The sequence below is a fragment of the Goodfellowiella coeruleoviolacea genome, assembly GCF_024171785.1.
GTDB lineage: Bacteria > Actinomycetota > Actinomycetes > Mycobacteriales > Pseudonocardiaceae > Goodfellowiella > Goodfellowiella coeruleoviolacea.
This window is the reverse complement of the sequence record NZ_JAMTCK010000003.1, coordinates 478,776-494,619: the sequence shown is the minus strand read 5'-3', so window position 1 is coordinate 494,619 and position 15,844 is coordinate 478,776. Positions and strand designations below refer to the sequence as shown.

15 protein-coding genes are annotated in these 15,844 nt (G+C 73.5%); 6 read left to right on the top strand and 9 right to left on the bottom strand.

What is annotated here, in order from left to right; all coding sequences use genetic code 11:
* The first annotated feature begins 15 nt into the window (after positions 1-15).
* Complete coding sequence (gene thiE / locus LX83_RS08305) at positions 16-708, top strand: thiamine phosphate synthase (RefSeq protein ID WP_253768905.1); 693 nt, start codon at positions 16-18, stop codon at positions 706-708.
* Here the strand turns inward: thiE and LX83_RS08300 are convergent.
* Together LX83_RS08300 and LX83_RS08295 are read right to left on the bottom strand one after the other, a co-directional pair.
* Positions 696-1,457, bottom strand: coding sequence for an SDR family NAD(P)-dependent oxidoreductase (locus LX83_RS08300; protein WP_253768903.1), 762 nt, complete (start codon positions 1,455-1,457; stop codon positions 696-698). The two genes, thiE and LX83_RS08300, sit on opposite strands and share 13 nt — an antisense overlap.
* Before the next feature lie 38 nt (positions 1,458-1,495).
* Positions 1,496-2,629, bottom strand: coding sequence for an MFS transporter (locus tag LX83_RS08295; protein WP_253768901.1), 1,134 nt, complete (start codon positions 2,627-2,629; stop codon positions 1,496-1,498).
* A 130-nt stretch (positions 2,630-2,759) separates the two neighbouring features.
* On the opposite strand from LX83_RS08295, the gene LX83_RS08290 reads away from it, so the two are divergent.
* A complete protein-coding gene (locus LX83_RS08290) occupies positions 2,760-3,188 on the top strand; it encodes a MarR family winged helix-turn-helix transcriptional regulator (protein ID WP_253768899.1) in 429 nt (142 codons plus the stop codon).
* Positions 3,189-3,266: 78 nt separating this feature from the next.
* Here the strand turns inward: LX83_RS08290 and LX83_RS08285 are convergent, their stop codons facing one another.
* Together LX83_RS08285 and LX83_RS08280 are read right to left on the bottom strand one after the other, a co-directional pair.
* On the bottom strand, positions 3,267-4,667 hold the full coding sequence (locus LX83_RS08285; protein ID WP_253768897.1) for a condensation domain-containing protein: 1,401 nt from the start codon (positions 4,665-4,667) through the stop codon (positions 3,267-3,269).
* Positions 4,668-5,010: 343 nt separating this feature from the next.
* On the bottom strand, positions 5,011-5,784 hold the full coding sequence (locus tag LX83_RS08280) for an SDR family NAD(P)-dependent oxidoreductase (protein ID WP_253768895.1): 774 nt from the start codon (positions 5,782-5,784) through the stop codon (positions 5,011-5,013).
* A 57-nt stretch (positions 5,785-5,841) separates the two neighbouring features.
* Between LX83_RS08280 and LX83_RS08275 the strand changes: the two genes are divergently transcribed.
* Entirely contained in the window at positions 5,842-6,180 is a 339-nt protein-coding gene (locus LX83_RS08275) for an ArsR/SmtB family transcription factor (RefSeq protein ID WP_253768893.1), read from the top strand.
* 137 nt (positions 6,181-6,317) lie between these two features.
* On the opposite strand, the gene LX83_RS08270 is transcribed toward LX83_RS08275, so the two are convergent.
* The 5 genes from LX83_RS08270 to LX83_RS08250 form a co-directional block, all read right to left on the bottom strand.
* Positions 6,318-7,487, bottom strand: coding sequence for a S1 family peptidase (locus LX83_RS08270; RefSeq protein WP_253768891.1), 1,170 nt, complete (start codon positions 7,485-7,487; stop codon positions 6,318-6,320).
* Positions 7,488-8,007: 520 nt separating this feature from the next.
* Complete coding sequence (locus LX83_RS08265; protein WP_253768890.1) at positions 8,008-8,931, bottom strand: hypothetical protein; 924 nt, start codon at positions 8,929-8,931, stop codon at positions 8,008-8,010.
* Between the two features lie 233 nt (positions 8,932-9,164).
* Positions 9,165-9,926 carry a hypothetical protein gene (locus tag LX83_RS08260; RefSeq protein ID WP_253768888.1) on the bottom strand — a complete coding sequence of 254 codons (762 nt, stop codon included), beginning with the start codon at positions 9,924-9,926 and terminating at the stop codon, positions 9,165-9,167.
* Positions 9,927-9,998: 72 nt separating this feature from the next.
* Positions 9,999-11,534, bottom strand: a complete 1,536-nt coding sequence (locus tag LX83_RS08255) for an MFS transporter (protein ID WP_253768886.1) — start codon at positions 11,532-11,534, stop codon at positions 9,999-10,001.
* A gap of 264 nt (positions 11,535-11,798) precedes the next feature.
* Positions 11,799-12,122, bottom strand: a complete 324-nt coding sequence (locus tag LX83_RS08250; protein WP_253768884.1) for a hypothetical protein — start codon at positions 12,120-12,122, stop codon at positions 11,799-11,801.
* 268 nt (positions 12,123-12,390) lie between these two features.
* Here LX83_RS08250 and LX83_RS08245 point away from each other — a divergent pair, with 268 nt between their 5' ends.
* From LX83_RS08245 to LX83_RS08235, 3 genes are all read left to right on the top strand, one after another.
* Positions 12,391-14,172: an IlvD/Edd family dehydratase gene (locus LX83_RS08245; RefSeq protein ID WP_253768882.1), complete on the top strand. Its 1,782-nt coding sequence runs from the start codon at positions 12,391-12,393 to the stop codon at positions 14,170-14,172.
* Positions 14,173-14,273: 101 nt separating this feature from the next.
* Positions 14,274-14,987: a VOC family protein gene (locus LX83_RS08240; protein WP_253768880.1), complete on the top strand. Its 714-nt coding sequence runs from the start codon at positions 14,274-14,276 to the stop codon at positions 14,985-14,987.
* Positions 14,988-15,118: 131 nt separating this feature from the next.
* Positions 15,119-15,844, top strand: a complete 726-nt coding sequence (locus LX83_RS08235) for a DUF2267 domain-containing protein (protein ID WP_253768878.1) — start codon at positions 15,119-15,121, stop codon at positions 15,842-15,844.

The window sequence follows — 15,844 nt, the reverse complement described above, 5'->3', positions numbered from 1 at the left end:
CTACGGTCTGCGGCTGTGCCAGGACTTGACGGGAACCAGATCAGGCAGCGGCTCGCCACCGCCCGGCTCTACCTCTGCACCGACGCCCGCGCGGACCGGGGCGACTTGGCCGAGTTCGTGGACGCGGCACTGGCCGGGGGCGTGGACGTCGTGCAGTTGCGCGACAAGACCGGCGGCGCGCCGCTGGAGGCCAGGCAGGAGCTGGCCGCCCTGGAGGTGATCGCCGCGGCCTGCGAGCGACACGGCGCGCTGCTGGCCGTGAACGACCGGGCGGACGTGGCCCTGGCCGCCCAGGCCGACGTGCTGCACCTGGGCCAGGACGACCTGCCGGTGCCGGTGGCCCGGCGGATTCTCGGTGAGCACGTGGTGATCGGCCGGTCCACGCACGACCCGGCCCAGGCGCAGGCCGCCGCGCGCGAGCCGGGCGTGGACTACTTCTGCGTGGGCCCGTGCTGGCCGACGCCGACCAAGCCGGGCCGGCCCGCGCCCGGCCTGGACCTGGTGCGGTCCACGGCCGCGGCCGCACCGGACCGGCCCTGGTTCGCCATCGGTGGCATCGACCACGACCGGCTGCCCGAGGTGCGCGCGGCCGGTGCCAGCCGGATCGTGGTGGTCCGGGCCATCACCGAGGCCGCGGACCCGCGGGCGGCGGCCAGGCGGCTCGCGGACGCGCTGGCTCAGGGCGACGGCGCTGCTCAGGCCAGGTAGCCGCCGTCGATGTCCAGGACGGCGCCGGTGATGAAGGACGCCGCCGGCCCGGCCAGGAACACGATCCCGGCGGCGATCTCCTCCGGGCGGCCGAACCGGCCCACGGCGTTGGCCGCGCGCTGGACGTCGGCGAACGGCCCGTCCGGCGGGTTCATGTCGGTGGCGACCGAGCCGGGCTGGACCACGTTGACGGTGATGCCGCGGGGCCCAAGGTCCCTGGCCGCGCCCCTGGTGTAGCCGATGATCGCGGCCTTGGTCGCGGCGTAGTCGGCGACTCCGGCGAAGCCGGCCCTGCTGGCCTGCATGGACCCCACCGTGATGATCCGGCCGCCAGGGCCCAGGACGCGGGCGGCGGCCCGCACGGCCGCGGTGACGCCGCCGACGTTGACCGCGAGCTGCCGGTCGAGTCGGGCGAGGTCCGGTTCGGCGTCGTCGACCCGGCCGGTGACGTAGGTGGCCGCGTTGTTGACCAGGATGTCGAGCCGGCCGAAGTCCGCCGCGACCGCCTGCACCAGGTCGCTGACCTGGCGGGGGTCGGCCTGGTCGGCGCGGTAGGCGGTGGCCTGCGTGCCCGCGTGGCGCAGGTCGGCCGCCAGGGCCTCGGCCCGGTCGGCGGAGTCGGCGTAGCTGAGCGCCACCGCGGCGCCCTGGGCGGCCAGTGCGCGGACGGTCGCCGCGCCGATGCCGCGCGATCCGCCGGTCACCAGGGCCACCTTGCCGGCCAGCGTGGTTCCGGTTGGCCAGTTCATTGTCTTCCCTCCTGTTCGCGTGGTGCTCGGCCGGCGCGTCACGCGCTGGTGACCGGCTGGCGGTCCTGGCGCAGGGCGTGTCCGGCGATGCCGAGGCCGACCACCGTGAGCAGCGCGGCCACCAGGGCGACCGCCCTCGGCCCTGGGCCGTCGCCGATCACCCAGCCGCCCAGCCAGCCGGCGAACGCGGCGGCGAGCTGGAAGCCGGACGCGTTGACCGCCACGGCCAGGGTGGGCGCGGCGCCGGCCGTGGCCAGCACCCGGGTCTGCATGCCGGGGATGATCGCGAACGCCAGCACGCCGAGCCCGAAGGTCAGCACCGCCGCACCCACCTGGTAGGGGCTGACCAGCCAGAACAGCGCCAGCACGGCGACGAGCACGGCGAGCAGGCCGACGAGCGAGGGCAGCAGCGCGCGGTCGGCCAGCCACCCGCCGAGGAAGTTGCCCAGCACCGCCCCGGCGCCGTAGACCAGCAGCAGCACCGGGATCGCGGTGGCGCTGAACCCGCTGACCTCGGTGAGCAGTGGGGCGATGTAGGTGAAGACCATCACCACGCCGACGTTGCCGACCGCGGTGAGGGCGATCGCCCACCACAGCGCCGGGCTGGTGAACACGCGCAGTTCCGCGCGGACCGGCCCGGTGGCCGCGGCCGGTTGGGCCGGCAGGAACCGCAGCACCAGCAGCAGGGCGACGGCGCTGACCGCGGCGACCGCGGCGAAGCTGGCCCGCCAGCCGAGGGTGTGGCCGACCGCGGTGCCCAGCGGCGTGCCGAGCACGATGCCGAGGTTCATGCCCAGCGTCACCTTGGCGACGGTGCTGGCCTGTTTGCCCTCGGGCGCCATGCCGACGGCGGTGGCGATCGCGACGGCGAAGAACGTGGCCACGACCAGGCCGGCGACCCATCGCGCCACCAGCAGCACCGGGTAGTTCGGGGCCAGCGCCGACCCGAGGTTGCCGACCAGTGACACGGCGACCAGTCCGACGATGAGCGGCTTGCGGGCCCGCCGGGCGGTCAGCGCGGTGACCACCGGGCCGCCCACGATCATGCCCACGGCGTAGGCGGTGGTCAGCAGGCCGGCGGCGGAGACGGACACGGCCAGGTCGGCGGCCACGTCCGGCAGGATGCCGGCGATCAGGAACTCGCCGGTGGTGAGGCTGAAGACGACGAGCATGAGGGAGAGGACGGGAAGCGGCAACCGGAACCCCCAGGAGCACACTGGTTCGAGTCATAGTAATTCGAGTTCGAATGATACGAACTAGAACTACCATGAATCGAAGCATCCGCGCCACTACACTCGGGGCATGCCAGCAGAGCGGGACCCGGCGACCAACGGTGGGATCGACCGCGACGTGTGCAAGCTGGTCCACCAGTTCGCCCAGCGGCTGGACAGCCACGTGCGGCGGGTCGCCGACGAACTCGGCCTCACCGCCAGCCAGGTGGTGGCGCTCCGCGAACTGTCCGAGCCGATCACCGCGCGGGAACTGGCCAACCGGATGTCCTGCGAGGCCTCGAACGCCACGTTCGTGCTCGACCGGCTCGAACAGCAGGGCCTGGTGCAGCGCCAGCCGCACCCGACCGACCGGCGGGCCAAGCAGATCGTGCTCACCCCGCAGGGCCGGCGCCGGCGCGCCACCGTGCTCAGGCACCTGGACGACCGCTCACCGCTGACCCCGCTCACCCCCGACCAGCAGGAAGCCCTGCGCGACCTGCTCCAGGCCCTGGTCGGCTGACCCGCGCCGGCTGGCCGGCCGGTGCGGGTCAGCGATGCTCAGCGGCGTTCAGCAGTGATCAGCGGTGACCAGCGCGGGTCAGAACGTGCCGGAGTGGGCCATGTTCGCGATCGTCCGCGCCAGGGTCCGCCCGAACGCGGCCCGGGTCCGCCGCGCCTGGGGCGTGTCCGCGTAGACGGTGTTCAGGTGCAGCCCGGTGTCGGTGCGGTGGAACCAGAAGCACATGCCGTTGCTGTGGGACGACCAGATGTGCATCCTGGCCTTCCACCTGAGGTGGTGCTCGGCACCGAGCGCCTTGCGGAAGTCCAGGTAGGACAGGAAGTTCACCGCGAACGGCCAGGAGCGGAGCCGGGCGTACTGCGGGGCGAGCAGGTGCCACGCCTTGACGAAGGGCACGTCGGTGTGCCGCAGCATTTCCGCGGTCGCCACCTGGGCACCGGCCATGACCTCGGCGAAGTCCTGGTCCTCCGCCACGCGGAGTTCGATCGGCAGCGTGTTGACGAACCACCCCACGGCACCGGCGTAACAGCCGTCGCCGCGTTCGCTGATCGGCATGAGTCCCCGGTAGACGTCCGGCCCGCCCTCCTTGCGCAGCGAGACCCCGACCGCCGCCAGCACCGCCATGAACAGCTTGCCGCCCACCGCGCGGCACCGGCCCTCCAGCGCGTCGACCTCGGCGGCGCCCAGCAGCGTCGCCGCGTCGTTGACCGTGGGGTACATGCCGCCCGGCTCGATCCCGAGGTCCAGCGGGAACGACGGGAAGAACCCGCCGTTGCGCGCCATGAACCCCTTCCAGTAGTCGAGTCGGCTGTCGTCGACGTCCATGGCCGCGGTGCGCCGGCGCTCCTCCCGGCTGAAGTCGACGTAGCTGCCCACCTCGGGCAGCACGACCCGCTGTCCCCCGGTGAACATCGCGTACGCGGTGGCGATGTCGTGCACCGCGATCGGCGTGGACACCCCGTCCAGCACGATGTGGTCGAACGCGAGGTACACCGTGGCGGACTCCGGCCTGGTCACCACGCCCATGACCAGCGGCGGCCAGGACAGCGCGTCCACGTTCTTCTCGAAGCAGTCGGCCAGGTAGGCGCGCAGCTCGCTGGCCGAGTCGACCGGCCCCAGGTCGACGGGTTCGAGCGCGATGTCGTCCGGTTCGAAGGCGTCGCAGGCCAGGTTCTCCCCGAGGGGCCGGAACTCGCAGCGCAGCACCTCGTGGCGGCGGATGAAGTGCAGCAGCGCGGCCTCGATCGCCGCGCGGTCGGGCGGGCCGGATATCTCGAAGGTGACCGCGATGTAGGAACCGAACGAATCGTTCGCGCTGCGCGCCTCCAGCGCCACGGCGAAATGCTTTTCCTGGTTGTAGGAGGCGATTCCGTGCGGTGGCGCCGGATCGCCCGCGTTGTGCATCTTCTTGGAGTACGGCCGCCATTCGACGACGTGGCCGGGCTCGATGTCCAGCTCGACAAGTGGGATCTGCAACACCGATGGACAACCTTCCCGTTGTTGTTGGCTCCCCCGCCGCAGGTCGCAGCCAGGACCACCGCTGGCCGACACGGATCGGACATGTCCGTCACGGACCAGCGATGCCGAAACCGCTTTCTGCCGGGGGGGGTGATCTGTTGGGAAGGACAATTGTGCCGACCGGTGCGGATATCGCCGACCGCGCTGTCGGTCATGAACCGTGCCGACTGGAACCGCGAAAACCAAACGAGCCGAAGACTGGTTCACCCAGAAGTGGCATAAAAACCCTCGATCGGATTGTTGGTGACCACGTCCGAGGGAATTCCGGGTGCGACGGGCCGCGGTGCGCGGTGCCAGGGCTGGCTCAGGCCAGTTCGAAGCCGCCGTCCACGGTGAGCACCTGGCCGGTCAGCCAGGTGGCGCGCGGATCGGCCAGCCGCACGATCCAGGTGGCCACCTCGGCCGGCTCCCCTCGGCGGCCCAGGGGGATGCGGGCGGCCTCGGCCCGCTTGACCTGGTCGACCTCGGCGGGCGACAGGCCGGCGGCGGCCAGGGCCTCGCTCTCCGTGGGGCCGGGCGCGACCGCGTTGACCCGGATGCGGTGCGGAGCCAGTTCCAGTGCCCAGCTCCGGGTCAGCTGCTCCAGCGCGGCCTTGGACGCCGCGTAGTGCGCCACGCCCGCGGCCGGCCGGTGGCCGAACGTGCTGGACACGTTGACGATCGCGCCCCGGGTGTCGGTCAGCCACGGCAGTGCGGCGCGGGCGAGCAGGCTGGGCGCGGTCACGTTGACGGCCATCAGGTCGGCGATCTGGGCGGCGGTGACCTCGGCCAGCGGCAGCGGCAGGGTCACCCCGGCGTTGTTCACCACCACGTCGACCCGCCCCCACCGCCGCACCGCGGCGGCGATGACCGCCTCGGCGCTGTCCTCGGCGCGCAGGTCGGCCGGGAAGGCCGCGATGGCCGGGTGCTGTTCGGCCGTGGCGGCCAGCGCGTCGGGCCGCCGTCCCACGCCCAGGACCCGCGCGCCGGCCAGGGCGAACGCCAGGGCGGTGGCCCGGCCGATGCCGGAGCCGGCGCCGGTGACGATCACGGCGCGGTCGGTCAGGTCGCTGGTCGTCGGATTCACGTCGGCCGACACAGGCCACCCCCAGTGTGTTCGATGTTCGATGAACTTAGAACGAAGTTATCATGGGGTGTGCGCCAGCCCGTTCACCCCGATACCCCCGCGATCAGCCTGACCCGACTGCTCGCCGCACTCGGTGACCCCATCCGACTGGGCCTGGTCCGCCTGCTCTCCGACGGCCAGGAGCGCGCCTGGAGCGAGCTGCGGGCCCCCGTGGCCAAGTCCACGCTCAGCCACCACCTCAGGGTGCTGCGGGACGCGGGCCTCACCTGGACGCGCCAGGAGGGCACCCGCTGCTTCGTCCGCCTGCGCCAGGCCGATCTCGACGCCCGGTTCCCCGGCCTGGTGCCCGCCCTGCTGGCCGCGGCCGAGGTCGACGGGCCGCACGGGGATGTGCACCTGGCCGAGTGACCCGCTCCGGAGCGGGCCCGGAAACAGGGAGGTGCCCCCGGGCGGTGTGACAGCCCGGGGGCACCTGGCACAGGTGGGCTAGCAGGGTTTCACCCACCTGGTGGAGCAGGCCGGTGGTGGTGCCGGCCGGGAACCGGTCAGCCGGTGACCAGCTCCAGGTCGTAGGCGCTGAGCGCCTCGTTGATCGGCTGGAAGTAGGTGGTGCCGCCGGAGGTGCAGTCGCCGGAGCCACCCGAGGTCACGCCCTGGGCCTGGTCGTCGCTGATCCAGGACCCGCCCGAGTCACCGGGCTCGGCGCACACGTCGGTCTGGGTGAGCCCCTCGACCGCGCCCTCCGCGTACTGCACGGTCTCGTCCTTGGACTCCACCGTCCCGCAGTGCCACCCGGTCGTGGAGCCCGACCGGCAGATCGACGCGCCCACCGGCGCCTCGGTGGAGCCGGCCACGGTCACGTCCGCGCTGTCGTAGCCGCTCACCTCGCCCAGCAGGTTCCAGCCGGTGGCGGTCACGTCGACCTTGCCGTAGTCGCCACCAGCGCCGAAGGTGCTCTCGCTGATCGCGCCCAGTGGGGTGCGCTGGTCCGGACCGTAGGCCGTGCCACCGCCCTCGGTGCAGTGGCCGGCGGTGACGAAGTACTCGCCGCCGTCCGCGCCCACCGCGTTGAACCCGACCGAGCACCGGCCGCTGGTGCCGATGTACCAGGCGTCGCCGCCGCGCAGGTCGGCCAGCAGCCGGGGAGCCTGGTCCACCTCGACCACCCGCACGGCGTCGGTCAGGGTCCGCGCCGTGGCCAGGAAGGTGTCGGTGGCCGCGTCCCGGGTGTTCCGGTTGACCTTGACCACCACGCTGTTGCTGGCGGCGTCCACGTACCAGCCGGTGACCGACTTCGGCGCGCCCGCCCTGTCCAGTGCGGCCTTGGCGTCGCTGAGCCGGCTCAGCGAGTGCCGGACCACGGTGGGCTCGGCACCGGCCGCGCGGACCTGGTCGGCCTTGGCCGGGTCGGTCACGCCGACCACCAGCCGGCCGAGCCCGGCGTCGTACCAGGCGCCGCCGAACAGTCCGCCGAGCGTGCCGCGCAGCAGTTGCTCGGCCTCGGTCGCCCTGGCCTCGCTGGTCAACCGCGCGGTGACCTGCTCGCTGGTCAGCCCCAGGTCGCGCTGGAGCGCGGCCAGGACCTGGGGGGCGAGCGAGGTGTTGGTGGACGAGCCCGTCGTGGGCTGCGCCGTCGCCGGTACGCTGACGGTGATGGCCGCTCCGGTGGCCACCAGGACAGCGCCGACGAGACGGGCCGCACGCATGCGGTTCATCTGATCGTCTCCCTCATGTTGGGTGCAGGGAACCCGGGAGCCTGTTGCAGGGACAGCTCTCGGGAGTTCTAGGGGGACGGGTGGTGGGGCGGCGGCAGGGGTCGCCCCACCGCTTAACGCGTGATCAGCCGCGTGATCAGCGCTGAGCAGTGGGTCTGGCTGGTCTTCGCAGCGGCCGGCGCGCGGGCAGGTGAACGGGCAGCGCGGGCAGGGCGTTCAGGAACCAGCAGGGCACCGCCGGCGACGAGGTGGGAACGCGTGGGGAGCGGCTCGCGTGTGACTCGACCGCGAACTCCATGCGCCCTCCCTTCGGTCGTTCAGACCAGCGTGTGCGTCCACGTGCAGTCAGTTACCGAGGAGTTGTCTATAACGGAGATGACCACCGAGGAATCGAGTGTGTCATATATCACCGTAAAACAAATGCGGTCTGTAGCGATTGACCGTTAACACGCCCAAAATGGTGACGATCACGCCTCGGGTGATCAGCGCAGCGCAACCACGTCGCGCGCACGCACCGCAGTCACCCGCCGTTCGAGCGAAGCGGGTTGATCCGCTCGGGGGGCGCGGCCTGGTCCGGACCAACTCCTGCGCCGTTGCCCGTGCCCGGTTCGGTGGGCTGCTGGCCGGTCGTCGGCCGCTGCCGCTCCGGCTCTCCCGCGTCGGTCGAGGCCGGCGTGGTGGGCTCACCCGTGGTCGCGGCCCCAGCCCCGGTGGTGGACGGCCCAGCGGTGGTCGGCCCCGTGGCGGTCGACCCGGCGGTGGTCGGCCCGGTGGTGGTCGGTGTGGTCGTGCCGGTGGTCGGCGCCGCGGATTCGGTGTCCTGCCGCTGCGGGTCCGCCCCCGAACCCGGCCCCTGCGTGGACCCGGTGGCGGGCCCCGGGGTGGCGGGCTGCTGCGGGGAACCGCCGGTGAGTCGGCTGAGCGTGGTGCCCTGACCGCCGGCCAGCGGCTGGCCGCGCATCCACTCGACGCCGGTGACCACCAGCATGCCGACCACGAACACCAGCGCGCTGACCACGGCCACCGGCACCCAGGCCCGCCGCCGCACTGGCGCGGGGGCGCCGCCGGGGGCGTCCGGGGCGTCCGGGGCGTCCGGGGCGCTGAGATCACCGGACATGTGCCGAGGTGACACCACCGCCGGCGGCCGGTCCACCACCGCGGTCCGGGTCGACGCGCCGTGCCCGGCCGGGTGCGCGTCGCCGGCCGCCCCGGCCTTCCCGCTCACCTGGCGGACCGTGGCCCTGGTGCGGTCGATGGAGTGCTGGAGCAGGGTCGTGCCCACCGTGCTGATCACACTGGCCATGGCCGCGCCCACCACGGTGCCGGCCACGCCGAGCTGGGAACCGAGCACCGCGGCGGCCACCGCCGCCAGCGCCCCGGCGATCACCTGGGTTGGCTTGATGTCGATCCTGCGCTGCCGCGCGGCCTTCTCCTCGCTGCCCATATCCCCTGCCGTTGCCGCCGCTCCCGTTGCCGCCGCTGTTCCACCGTGGTGTCAACGGAGATGACGGGTCGGACGCTCCCCGGGTTGGGCCGGAGTGAGAACCACCACGCGCGGCCGCATCGGTCCACTTGCGACGGTATGGTTCGCTCCGCACAGTTGATCATGTTTCCTTGTCCCGCAAGGAGATCAACTTAACCAGGAACCCACAACAGTCCTCTGTGGATCGTGGTGCGTCAGCTCGTCGGCGGTGTCCGGGACGGTTCGGGTTCCAGCGACGGCGGCGGTTGCGGCTGCGGTTGCGGAGCCGGTGTGCCGTGCCGCTCGCCCGATCCCGGGGCGGGGGAACTCGTCGACGAACCGGGCTGGCTGGGCGCGCTCGGCCGGAGCGTGCCGGTGCCGCTGGGTTCGGGCAGCCCCGGGTGACCGGTGGTGGTCGTGGGCCGGGCCGGTTCGGTGTCGCTGGTGGTGGTCGGTGGCGTCTCGGTCGGCTGCTGCTCGACGTATCCGCGGGTGACCGTGCCGATCGTGGTGCCGCTGTCGCCGCCACCCAGCGGGCGGCCCCTGGCCAGCTCGATCCCGGTCACCACGGCCATGCCGACGACGAACACCGCCACGCTGAGCAGCACGAACACCAGCCAGGGCGGCCGCCGGCCAGCCCGGAGCGGCACCCGCCGCCGGTCTCCCCGCTGGTCCCGCGCCGAGGGCCCGGCCGGTCGGCCGGCCTGTTCCCCTGGCTGTTCACGCGTCCGGTACCAGTCGCTGTCCCGGACCGAGTCGCGGGTGCGCTGCCAGGAGTACTGGTAGAGCGTGGCCCCCAGGGAACTCACCACGCTGCCCACGCCCGCGCCCCAGATCGTGCCCTCCACCCCGAGCTGCGCGCCGACCACCGCGGCGGTCACCGCCGCCAGCGCCCCGGTCACCAGGCTGACCGGCTTGATCCCCATCCCGGGCCGGCGCTCGGTGGTGGCCCGGTCCGACTCCTGCTCCGCACCCATGTCCCCCGCCGCGGCCGACAACGCCTTCCTGTCGGTCCACTATGGACACCCACGGCGCCGGGCGCCCGTTGATCAACCGGGTCGGGGTCCGGCGAACGGGCGAACGTGCGTCGGCGGCCCCTCGACCCCGCAGTACACGCACTCGCCGGGATGCGGCGCGGTGGCACCGGGCCGCGGTTCGGTGCGCGGCTTGGCCGGCGCCCGACCCAGCACCGCGTTGTCCACCCCCAGGCCGAGCAGCCCGCCCAGCGCGGCCGCTGCCGCGCAGATCACCAGGGCCAGCCGCCAGCCCTCGGTGAGCGCGACCGGGTCGGCGTACCGGGTGCCGCCCAGCCCGGCGAGCAGGGGCAGCACCGAGACGGCCAGCAGGCTGCCGGTCCTGGCCACCGCGTTGTTCACCCCGGAGGCCACGCCGGCCTGCTCGTCCGGGGCGGCGGCCAGCGCGGTCGCGGTGACCGGTGCGACCACCGTGGCCAGGCCCAGCCCGAACAGGACCAGGCCGGGCAGCACGCCCGTGGCGTAGTCGGCCCCGGGCACGGCCCGGCGCAGCAGCAGCATGCCGCCGGCGATCAGCAGCGGGCCGATCACCAGCTGCCAGCGCGGCCCGATGCGCTGCGCCCACCTGCCCGACTGGGCGGACAGCACCAGCATCAGCACGGTGATCGGCAGCCCGGCGATGCCGGCCGCCGTTGGCGAGTAGTGCATGGCGATCTGCAACTGCAGGACCAGCAGCAGCAACACCCCGCCCAGGGCCGCGTAGACCAGCAGGGTCAGCCCGTTGGCCAGGCAGAACGTGCGGTCGGCGAACAACGCCGGCGGCACCAGCGGGCGGTCGGTGCGCACCTGCCGCACCACGAACGCCACCAGCGCGGCCACCCCGACCGCGGCCAGCGCCGCCACCAGCACCGGCCCGGCGTCGGCCGCGGTCACCAGCGCGGCGGTGATCCCGGCGAGCCCGACCGTGCCGAGCACCGCGCCCACCACGTCGAGCTTCCCGCTCCCGTCCCCCGCCCAGCTCTCCGGCACGTGCCTGCTGGTCAGCCAGACGCACAGCGCGGCAAGCGGCAGGTTGACCAGGAACGCCAGCCGCCACGACCACACCTGCACCAGCAGGCCGCCGACCAGCGGCCCGACCGCGGTGGTGATCCCGGACAGGCCGGACCACGCGCCGATCGCCCTGGCCCGGTCGCGCTCGCCGAAGCTGGTCTGCAGGATCGCCAGCGACCCCGGGGTGAGCAGGGCCGCGCCCACGCCCTGGAGCACCCGCGCGGCCACCAGCAGCTCGATGTTCGGCGCCAGCCCGCACAGCAGCGAGCACACCCCGAACCAGATCACCCCGAACCGGAACGTGCGCCGCCGCCCGTAGCGGTCGCCCAGCGAACCGGCCAGCAGGATCAGCGAGGCCAGCGCGAGCAGGTAGCCGTTGAGGATCCACTGCAGGCCGGCCACGCCCACGGCCAGTTCGGCGCCGATCCGGGGCAGCGCCACGTTGACCACGGTCCCGTCCAGCATGGCCATGCCCGACCCGATGACGGTCGCGGCCAGCACCCCCCTGGCCCGCGCGCTCGCCCAGCGCACCGGCTCACGCCCGGTCGCGTCCTCGCCCATTGATCCACCGTGCTCCGCGCCAGGGCGCGCCGCAACTCACGGATTCCACCCACTGGTCAGCGTGTTCTTCCCGACGCGGGCGGACAACGGCGCGCTGGGCGGTGGGGGCAGGCGATCAGGTCAACAGCTTTCCGCAGAACCGGCACCGCCAGACGCCGTTCACCTCGCGGTACTGGTGTCCGCCTTTCTTGGCTTCCGGCGCTGGACACCCCTCACCGGGTTGCACGCGATTTCGCCGGGCCACGGCTCGTCCCCTCTTCCCGCCTACCGCGGGACCACCTCCGCGGCCAGGTAGGCGCTCTTGTGCCGGGACAGCCGGACGGACGCGTACACGCTGCGGCCCTGTCGCGCCAGGGACCGGTTGATGCTCGGGCGGTCGTCGCTGCACGCGTTGTAGGACTCGGCGAAGCCGTCGGCTTCCCTGCGCCGCACCACGCGTTGCGCGGTGATCCAGGCGGCCACCTCGTCCGGGCTGGTCAGGACCACGTCGGGGGTGCGGCTGAGCCGCTCGGCCCGCAGGGCGCGCACGCTCGTCCCCTTCACGTCCTGGATTTCGCGGAACTCGACATATCCGTGCCAGACCGGCATGCTGCGCACTCCTCGGGTGGTGGGGACACCAGATTAATGCCTGGACCGGTTAACTCCGCCATATCCACGATCGGGCGACAAAGCGTCGGAAAACAACCTCCGATCGGGGCATTCCCGCATTTCTGGGCGGTAGTTTTCGGTGTTGCGCATTCGGGCAGCCGTGGTGTTGGACCGCCCCGATGGTGTTCTTTCCGTCCCGCATTGCCGACCGGCGAGCCGGGAACCGAAGTTGTTGTGGTGACAATAGTTTCCGGGTTAGCGTCGCGCCATGGACGAATCGACGACGCCCGTCCCGCCGGCCACCGCGGCACCCGCCACCGACCCCGGCACCGGCGCCACCCGGCCCCGGCTGCGCAGCCACGAGTGGTTCGGCGGCGACGACGTGCTCGGCTTCGTGCACCGCTCCTGGCTGCGCAACCAGGGCCACCCCGACCACTCCTTCGACGGCCGCCCGGTCATCGGCATCTGCCAGACGGCCAGCGACCTCACCCCGTGCAACGCCCACCTGCGCGACATCGCCGAGCACGTCAAGCGCGGCGTGTACGAGGCGGGCGGGCTGCCCATGGAGTTCCCGGTGACCTCGCTGGGCGAGATCCTGATGCGGCCGACCACCATGCTGTTCCGCAACCTGGTGTCGATGGACGTCGAGGAGACCCTGCGGGCCAACCCGCTGGACGGCGTCGTGCTGCTCACCGGCTGCGACAAGACCACGCCCGCGCTGCTGATGGGCGCGGCCAGCGTGGACCTGCCCACCATCGTGGTCAACGGCGGCGCCATGCTCAACGGCCGCTACCGGGGCCGCCAGCTCGGCTCGGGCACGGACGTGTGGCGGTTCGCGGACGCGCGGCGGACCGGGGCCATGTCGGCCGAGGAGTTCCGCGCCACCGAGGCGTGCATGTCCCGCTCGGCCGGCCACTGCAACACCATGGGCACCGCCTCCACCATGGCCTGCTGGGCCGAGTCGCTGGGGCTGACCCTGCCCGGCATGGCCGCGCTGCCCGCGGTGGACTCGCGGCGCCGCGCCCTGGCCCACCTGTCCGGCATCCGCGCGGTGGAACTGGTGCGGGAGAACGTCCGACTGTCCGATGTGGTCACCAGGCGGGCGCTGGAGAACGCCGTGGTGGTCAACTCCGCGATCGGCGGCTCCACCAACTTCGCCGTGCACCTGCTGGCCGTGGCCGGCCGGCTGGGCATCCCGTTCACCCTGGCCGACCTGGACCGGCTGGGCTGCTCGATCCCGCTGCTGGTCGACCTGATGCCGGCCGGCCGGTTCCTGATGGAGGACTTCTGCTACGCGGGCGGCCTGCCCGCGGTGCTGCGCGAACTGGGGCCGCTGCTGCCCCACCCGGACGTGCCCACGGTCACCGGCCGCACCCTGGCCGAGAACATCGCCGACGCCGAGGTGTTCGACCGGGAGGTGATCCGCCCGGTCGACGACCCGCTGCGGCCGGACGCCGGCCTCGCGGTGCTGCGCGGCAACCTGGCCCCGGACGGCGCCCTGATCAAGCCGGCGGCGGCCACGCCCCGGCTGCTGCGCCACGGCGGCCGGGCCGTGGTGTTCCACGGCGTCGCGGACCTGCACGCCCGCATCGACACCGTGGACTGCGACGCCGACACCGTGTTCGTGCTGACCGGGGTGGGGCCGCGCGGCTACCCGGGCATGCCCGAGGTGGGCAACTTCGGTCTGCCCAAACGTCTGCTGGACGCGGGTGTCGACGACGCGGTGCGCATCTCCGACGGCCGGATGAGCGGCACCGCGTTCGGCACGGTGGTGCTGCACGTGGCCCCGGAGTCGGCCGTGGGCGGGCCGCTGGCCCTGGTGCGCGACGGCGACTGGATCGAGCTGGACGTGCCGGCGCGGCGGCTGCACCTGGCGGTGTCCCCGGATGAGCTGGCCCGGCGGCGGGCCGGGTGGACCCCGCCGGAGCCCGCCGCCGACCGGGGCTGGGTGCGGCTGTACGTCGAGCACGTCACCCAGGCCGACACCGGTGTCGACCTGGACTTCCTGCGCGGTTCGTCGGGTGCGCCGGTCCCGCCGGGCAACCACTGACCCGGGGGCCGGTCGGGCCGATCCGAAAAACGGTTTGCCCGTTTCGTCCGGATGTCGGTATCAACCGGGGATCCCGGCAGCGGACCAGGAGGAGCGGCGCGATGACGACCCGGTTGGGTGCGGGTGGCGAGTTCTGCTGGATGGACCTCAAGACCCGGGACGTCGCCGGCACCGCCGCGTTCCTCACCGCGGCGCTGGACTGGCGGTTCGCCGTGGCCGAGGCGGACTGGCGGCGCGCCACCGCGGTCTTCCTCGCCCAACACCGGATCGGCGGCGTGAGCGACCTGGCCGACCCGGTCTACCCGCCCGACACCCCGGCCCACATCGCCTACTACCTGGCCGTGGACGACGTGGACCGGCGCGCCGAGGCGGCCGAGGCAGCCGGCGCGCGGCTGGTGGTCCCGCCCTTCGACGCGGGTGACCAGGGCCGGATGGCGACCCTGGTCGACCCGGTCGGCGCGGCCGTCTCGCTGTGGCAGGCACGGGAGTTCACCGGCTGGCGCCTGCCGCCCGGCCTGGTGGGCGGACCCGCCCGCATGGTCCTCGCCTGTCCCGACCCGCACCGGGCGCGGCACTTCTACCGGCACGTGCTCGGTGCCGTGCTGGACGCGGCCGACATCGTCGCGTCGCCCGGCCCGGCCGGGTCCGCCCCGCGGTGGGAACTCGCCGTCACCGTCGCCGACCCGCACGAGGTGGCCGCCCGGGTCCGGGAACACGGACCGGACCGTCTCGTGTGGACCGACCAGGACGGCCGCCGCGTCGCCCGGCTGGTCAGCCCCGAGGGGCTCACGTTCCCGCTGCGCGCCGCCGGCTGACGTCCCGGTGCACCCACCGGGTCGGCCAGCACAGCGGGTCGGCACAGCGGGTCGGCCGGCACAGCGGGTCGGCATAGCGGGTTGGCCGAGCGGGTACCCCCGGTGGGCGAACGGGGTTAGGAGGTCCCGCCGTGCGCTACCAACACCTCGTGGAGACGGTCCGCGGACGGGCCGCGCTGGACAGCACCGCACGGGCCCGCGCCGCCACCTCGGTGGTGTTGACCACCCTGGCGCACTGCCTGGCGCCCGCGGACCGGCACCGGGTGGCCGAGCGGCTGCCCGGGCTGCTGGCCCCGGCCGTGGAGGTGCCGGGGCAGCGGGAGCGGCGGCACGGCGAGGACCTGCTGGTCGAGATCGGCCAGCGGCTGCACACCACGCCGGAGCGGGCCCGCTACCTCGGTCAGGCCGTGCTGGGCGTGCTGCGCGAGGAACAGCCGGACCTGGTCGACCAGCTGCGCGACCAGTTGAGCACGGACCTGCTGGACGTGCTCGCCCCGGCCGGGCAGCCGGCCTGGCTGGCGGAGAGCACGCGGCCGGATGTGCCGACCCGGCTCTCCGACGCGGACGTGGCCGCGGCGCTGCGCCGGCTGACCGGGTGGACCGGGGACCGCAGCGCGATCTCACGCACCGTGTCCCTGCCGGACGACCGGTTGACGCCACTGGTCAACCGGGTGCAGCGGGTGGCGGCCCGGGAGTTCAACGACCACGCGCACGTCGAGCGGGGCCGGGGCTGGGTGCGGTTCACGCTCAGCACCCAGCGCGGCGCGGTGACCGCGCCGGACGTGGCGCTGGCCGCGCGCATCGACCAGGTGGTGTCCGGGTTCGGCTCGGGTGGCCGGCCCGGACCGGCCCGGTGA

What these genes read in the sequence shown, in the direction of transcription:
- LX83_RS08270 (WP_253768891.1), bottom strand. Translation starts at nt 7,487, where the DNA reads ATGAACCGCATGCGTGCGGCCCGTCTCGTCGGCGCTGTCCTGGTGGCC.
- LX83_RS08260 (WP_253768888.1), bottom strand. Translation starts at nt 9,926, where the DNA reads ATGGGTGCGGAGCAGGAGTCGGACCGGGCCACCACCGAGCGCCGGCCC.
- LX83_RS08290 (WP_253768899.1), top strand. Translation starts at nt 2,760, where the DNA reads ATGCCAGCAGAGCGGGACCCGGCGACCAACGGTGGGATCGACCGCGAC.
- LX83_RS08255 (WP_253768886.1), bottom strand. Translation starts at nt 11,534, where the DNA reads ATGGGCGAGGACGCGACCGGGCGTGAGCCGGTGCGCTGGGCGAGCGCG.
- LX83_RS08250 (WP_253768884.1), bottom strand. Translation starts at nt 12,122, where the DNA reads ATGCCGGTCTGGCACGGATATGTCGAGTTCCGCGAAATCCAGGACGTG.
- LX83_RS08245 (WP_253768882.1), top strand. Translation starts at nt 12,391, where the DNA reads ATGGACGAATCGACGACGCCCGTCCCGCCGGCCACCGCGGCACCCGCC.
- LX83_RS08265 (WP_253768890.1), bottom strand. Translation starts at nt 8,931, where the DNA reads ATGGGCAGCGAGGAGAAGGCCGCGCGGCAGCGCAGGATCGACATCAAG.
- LX83_RS08295 (WP_253768901.1), bottom strand. Translation starts at nt 2,629, where the DNA reads ATGCTCGTCGTCTTCAGCCTCACCACCGGCGAGTTCCTGATCGCCGGC.
- LX83_RS08240 (WP_253768880.1), top strand. Translation starts at nt 14,274, where the DNA reads ATGACGACCCGGTTGGGTGCGGGTGGCGAGTTCTGCTGGATGGACCTC.
- LX83_RS08300 (WP_253768903.1), bottom strand. Translation starts at nt 1,457, where the DNA reads ATGAACTGGCCAACCGGAACCACGCTGGCCGGCAAGGTGGCCCTGGTG.